A 4,934-nucleotide genomic window follows, 5' to 3' on the forward strand; every position below is an offset into this window, starting at 1 on the left:
AAGTCCTCTGCGTCATAGGCCTTGTCGGCACCGAGCGTGATCGCCCGCGGCCGGTCGGCACGAGGTTCGATCATGTGCAGGGCCGCCACCCGCTCGGCATGTCCGTCGGCCAGCGTCAGACAGGCTTCCACCAGCAGGCCGTGGCGATTCTCCATCAACCCATGTCCCATGAAGCACAACCTGGCCTCCTTGTCTTGTCCCTTGCGACAGAGCCTGGCGTCGGGATCGGTGGTCGAGTGTGCGTCTCGTTCGATCGCCTCTCGCCGTGGAAGTCCGCTTCCGCATTGCGTCCGCCGCCGTCTGCCGGCAGTTCGCCATGACCGCCGCTTGGGCCGCCCTTTGGCTTGACGCTCTTCATCGAAGCCCAGGCCTCGATCAGCGTGCCGTCGACCGAGAAGTGATCCGTGGACAGGAGCTTCTTGACTTTGGGTTGCGCCAGCACGGCCGCCAGGAACTTCGCCGCGATATCGCCCTCCAGCAGCCGGTCACGGTTTTTGGAGAACACCGAATGGTCCCAGGCTGCGTCGTCGATGCCGATGCCGACGAACCAGCGGAACAGGAGGTCGTATTCCAACCGTTCCATCAAAAGCCGCTCCGAGCGGATCGAATAGAACGCCTGCAAAAGCATCGCCCGCAGCAGCTTCTCCGGCGGGATAGATAGCCGTCCGATCGGCGAATATAGCGCCGCGAACTCACGCTCCAGCCTCGACATGGCTTCAGTCACGATCGTCCTGATCGCCCGCAATGGATGATTGCGCCGAACCCGGACCTCAAGGTCCACGTAGCTGAAAAGTTCGCCAGTTCGATCGTCGCCGCCGCGCACTCGCCACCTCCGAATCCCTTCGGAGCCAGTGAGTCATCGCTGCGGTCCGGTGGCGAGGGCCTTTTTCAACAGCCTGCTAGGGCTCAAACTGGCGTTCCTTGAAGCCTGGCATCTCCGGTATTCGGGTATTCGTTTAGGAATTCGTGTCACACCGCCCGTAGCCAAAACATTGAAACAGATCATTCAACTAATTTTACAGAGTCTTTGCGACCGCAGATATCTGCCAGTGATACCTTCGCCACAAAGGCTGAGATCAGGCGCGGCTGAAAAGCTGATGCCGATCTACGCTCAGAGCGCGCCAGCATGCAACGGAGGATCGACGACAATGGCAAGAAAATCACTCGTCCTCCTTGAAGGTCATGGGAGTATTGGTCTGCTGTACGTGAACGCGGCAAAGCGACTTGATCTTCATCCAATTACCCTGTCAGCTGATCCAACTCAGTATGACTATCTTGCGGCCGAAGGCATTGATGCAGTCCGGGTCGACACAGACAATCTTGATGCGCTGATTCGAGAATGTTCCAAGCTAGGTGCGACCTATGACATTGCTGGCATTACTGGCTTTTCGGGCGCGGACGAATCGGTCTATGCGACAGTCGGCAAGCTCTGCCAGCATTTCGATTTGCCGGGACCGAACCCCGCATCGGTTGAACAATGCGGCGACAAACTCATTCAACGTCAACTCCTGGCGGACGCCGGCGTTCCAGTACCCGCTTATCGGTTGGCAAGGAATGCGGCGGACGTTGAAAGCTGTGCCGCGGAGATCGGCCTGCCCGTGGTTCTTAAGCCAACGGTGGGCAGTGGCAGCAGCGGTGTCCGGTTGTGCCGCAATGTCGATGAGTTGGCCGAACATGCGACCTATCTGTTGGGTGGGCAGCACGTATGGCGGTCTTCGCCCAGGATACTGGTCGAAGAATTCGCACAAGGCCCATATTGTAGCGCGCACATAATGGGAAATGAGGTCATTGCGATTGACGCCGCTGACTTCGACCGCCCACCGCATTTCGTCTTCCGTCATTTCACCTGCCCGGCACCGCTAACTGATGACGAGCATAAGCGAATATGCGATGTGTCGCTGAGCTGTTTGCCAGCTCTCGGCCTTGGCTGGGGGCCAATGTGTGTTGAACTCCGGCGGACGAAGCGTGGCCCAGTCGTCATCGAAGTCAATCCGCGTATTCCGGGCGGAACCAGTCCTCGGCTGGTTCAGGCGGCCTGCGGTGTCGATCTCATCGCCGAGCACATTAAGCTTGTCGTTGGCGACGAATGGGACTTGCGCAGAAGGCATTCGCACATTGCGGCCGCGCAGTGCCTAAACGCCGATCGCGATGGCATACTCGATTGGATCGATGGGGACAGTCGCGCAGCCGCTATGCCAGGAGTGACCGACGTTAAATTGTACATCAAACCCAAGGCGCCGATCGTAAGGAAGGGCGACTATCGAGACCGCATCGGACATGTCATCGCCGCTTCACCCAGCCGTGTCCGGACCGAGGCAATACTTCAGCGTGCCATCGACCTAATCAGTTGGTCAATCACACCATTTCCGTCGGCAACCGGCCAAGAACAATCTGACGCGCATCAGTTCTCCGCACCAACTCAGGCAGCGCCAAAATGAGAGGTGATCGTCGATGGAAGTTGACGCAGCTGAGAGCACGGATGAAATCGAGGCTGTTGCAAGTAGCCGAACTACCGTGGGCGGTAGGATTCGTACGCTGCGATTCAGGCGGCGCGAAGCGCGAATTGCTCCGCGCGAGGTCGGTTCGGATCGAAGGCCTACCGGACCTTTCGCTTGAGCGCCGCACGCATAATGCTATTCCCTTGGAGAATAGCACCGGCACCTGGCAAGAACCGAAGGCAAGCGTTGCTCGAAATCGGAGCTTAATGGCGCTCCTGCTCAGTGCGGGCAGTTCAGATACCGACACGGGCGGTTCCAATGATCTTCAGCTCGGGCCGCAGGGGTGGACCCGCTCTCATCGCCGCGACGGATATTTATATCCGCATCCACCATATCGGCACATGCAGCGCTCACAAACTACGCAGTTCTCGGCTATGTCTTGGCCGCTGCGAGGCCAGCCGAGCCGTCGAGACCGGCCGGCTTGTTCTCGTCCCAATAGGGAATGCGCACGTCGGACGGCGGCGCTCGGGCACTTTTGCTGGAACCTCTACCATAACAGGTCGAGATCGCCCGTCACGCGGCAGCAATTGGCGTGCATTCGCTGGGAGCCAGTTGGACCGTATCCTCAGCAAAACCGCGACACAGGATTCTCATCCAGTTGTCGCGACGACCCTGCCTGATTGTCGCGCTATACTCTGCAATTCAGTAAGCGCAGGCAGAGGTCTCGCTGTTAAGATGCCTATGCGTTGGCGGAGGTGGAAATGACAAAACGAATTGCAGTTGGGCGGCTATTTCATGAATCACATGGCTACGCGCGGCCGACGATATCGGAAAGCATCACGGTCGTGCGCGGTGATAGATTGATTCGGGAAGCAAGGGGAAACGGCACAACGTTTGGCGGCATTGTAGACGCGTTGACAGAGCGGTGTGACGTTGAACTCTTGCCCATCTCGGATTCGATGATCGCGCCGAGCGGTCTAATCGATCATGGTTTTTACCTTGATCAACGCCGTTTTTGGGAAGAGCAGGTTAAAGGCTTAAGACCTGACGCGCTTATCATCGATCTCCACGGAGCAATGGGAACAACGGAGCTCGACGACGTCGAAGGTGACTTCCTCGACCATCTGCGAACCGTTGCGGGAGACAGCGTTGTGATTGGCGTAGGGCTGGACCTTCATGCGAACATCACGCCGAGCATGTTATCAGCCGGGGACATTTGCATCGCCTGTAAACAAAACCCGCACAACGACTACTACGTCACCGGCAAACGTGTCGTCGAGTTGGTTCTTGAGGTGCTTGCTGGCAGGCTAAATCCAGTTTACACGCTCGCCAAGGCACGCATGATCGCGCCGGGCAAGCTTGAGACGCATTTAGGCCCACTAAAGCAACTGCACGCGCGCGCTCGGGTGTTGGAGCAGTCAACGCCGGCGATAGTTGATATCAGCCTTTACAACGCCTATCGCTTCGGTGACTTCACGGATATGGGCCAAGCGGCGGTCTTGCTGAGCAATGGACGCTATCCCCAAGCGGAAGAAATCGTCTACAAGTTTGCCCAAGAATTTTGGGAACGGCGCCATGAATTCAACGATGATCTTCTGACCATCGAGGAAGCTCTCGATACGGCGGCCGAAAGGCCGGAGCGGTTACCCAAAGCCCTTGCCGACCTCGGGGATCGGACGCTTGCCGGCGCGCCGGGCGACAGTACTTTGATCCTTCAAGCCGCAATGAACTACAAGCGCCCCCTCAAAGGCGCGATGACTGTGCACGATCCCGAAACCGTTGCGCAGGCGCATACCGCTAGCGTGGGAGCCACCCTCACGATGCGGCTCGGCGGCAAGTTGACTCCGCAATTTGAACCGTTCGATGTTGAGGGCGTCGTGAAAGTCATCAATCGCAAAGACGTCAAGCTTATCGGCCCCAATTTTGGCGGCGAGTCAGCAGCGATGGGCGATACGGCTCTTATTGAGATCGACAACCGCTTCCAGGTTATCGCCACATCGAAACCTGGCTTCATCAGTGATCCCAATGTATTCGAATCGCACGGGGTTCACGTTAGGGACCAGGATTTCGTAGTACTCAAGTCTCAGTATCACTTCAATGCCAATTTCAACGGCCTGGCGACTTCTTTGTACCTTGCAAGCCCCGGCCTCGCATACTATTTGCCGGGTGTTTTCGATAAGAAGCGGGCGCGCGTATGGCCTGACGTCGACGTCGACGCTGATCCGATCATTCCACCGCAGGTGTTTGCTCGACAAGGACGTCTCAACTACAGGTTGAAGACTCATTCAAATCCAGACTGAAAGGATTGCCTTGCGGTCGAGTAGATAGGGCGTACGTCGTGTGGCGGGTGACGGAATGATTGCTTGATCACTTGTCTAACACTGAGCGCTTTACTGATGTGGGACTTGGGAGAGGGATGTCGGAGCGCATTTGGGTCTGACCCCGGCACGCTATCAATCTGGCGAGACGGACATTCAGGGCAAGGTAAGCCGATGC

The 4,934-nt window shown here is 57.5% G+C and carries 2 protein-coding genes and 1 pseudogene; 2 read left to right on the forward strand and 1 reads right to left on the reverse strand.

The window, feature by feature from the left end; translation table 11 throughout:
- Positions 1–823: pseudogene (locus NKJ73_RS33830) on the reverse strand (IS5 family transposase); the annotation flags it as partial.
- 325 nt (positions 824–1,148) lie between these two features.
- Here NKJ73_RS33830 and NKJ73_RS33835 point away from each other — a divergent pair.
- Together NKJ73_RS33835 and NKJ73_RS33840 are read left to right on the forward strand one after the other, a co-directional pair.
- Positions 1,149–2,438: an ATP-grasp domain-containing protein gene (locus tag NKJ73_RS33835; protein WP_352572702.1), complete on the forward strand. Its 1,290-nt coding sequence runs from the start codon at positions 1,149–1,151 to the stop codon at positions 2,436–2,438.
- 761 nt (positions 2,439–3,199) lie between these two features.
- Entirely contained in the window at positions 3,200–4,738 is a 1,539-nt protein-coding gene (locus NKJ73_RS33840; RefSeq protein WP_352572704.1) for a M81 family metallopeptidase, read from the forward strand.
- The last annotated feature ends 196 nt before the right edge of the window (positions 4,739–4,934 follow it).

Origin of the sequence: Mesorhizobium sp. M0074, from assembly GCF_040322975.1 — a bacterium.
Classification (GTDB): domain Bacteria; phylum Pseudomonadota; class Alphaproteobacteria; order Rhizobiales; family Rhizobiaceae; genus Mesorhizobium.

Coding starts and splice junctions, on each gene's coding strand:
- NKJ73_RS33840 (WP_352572704.1), top strand. CDS start 3,200: ATGACAAAACGAATTGCAGTTGGGCGGCTATTTCATGAATCACATGGC.
- NKJ73_RS33835 (WP_352572702.1), top strand. CDS start 1,149: ATGGCAAGAAAATCACTCGTCCTCCTTGAAGGTCATGGGAGTATTGGT.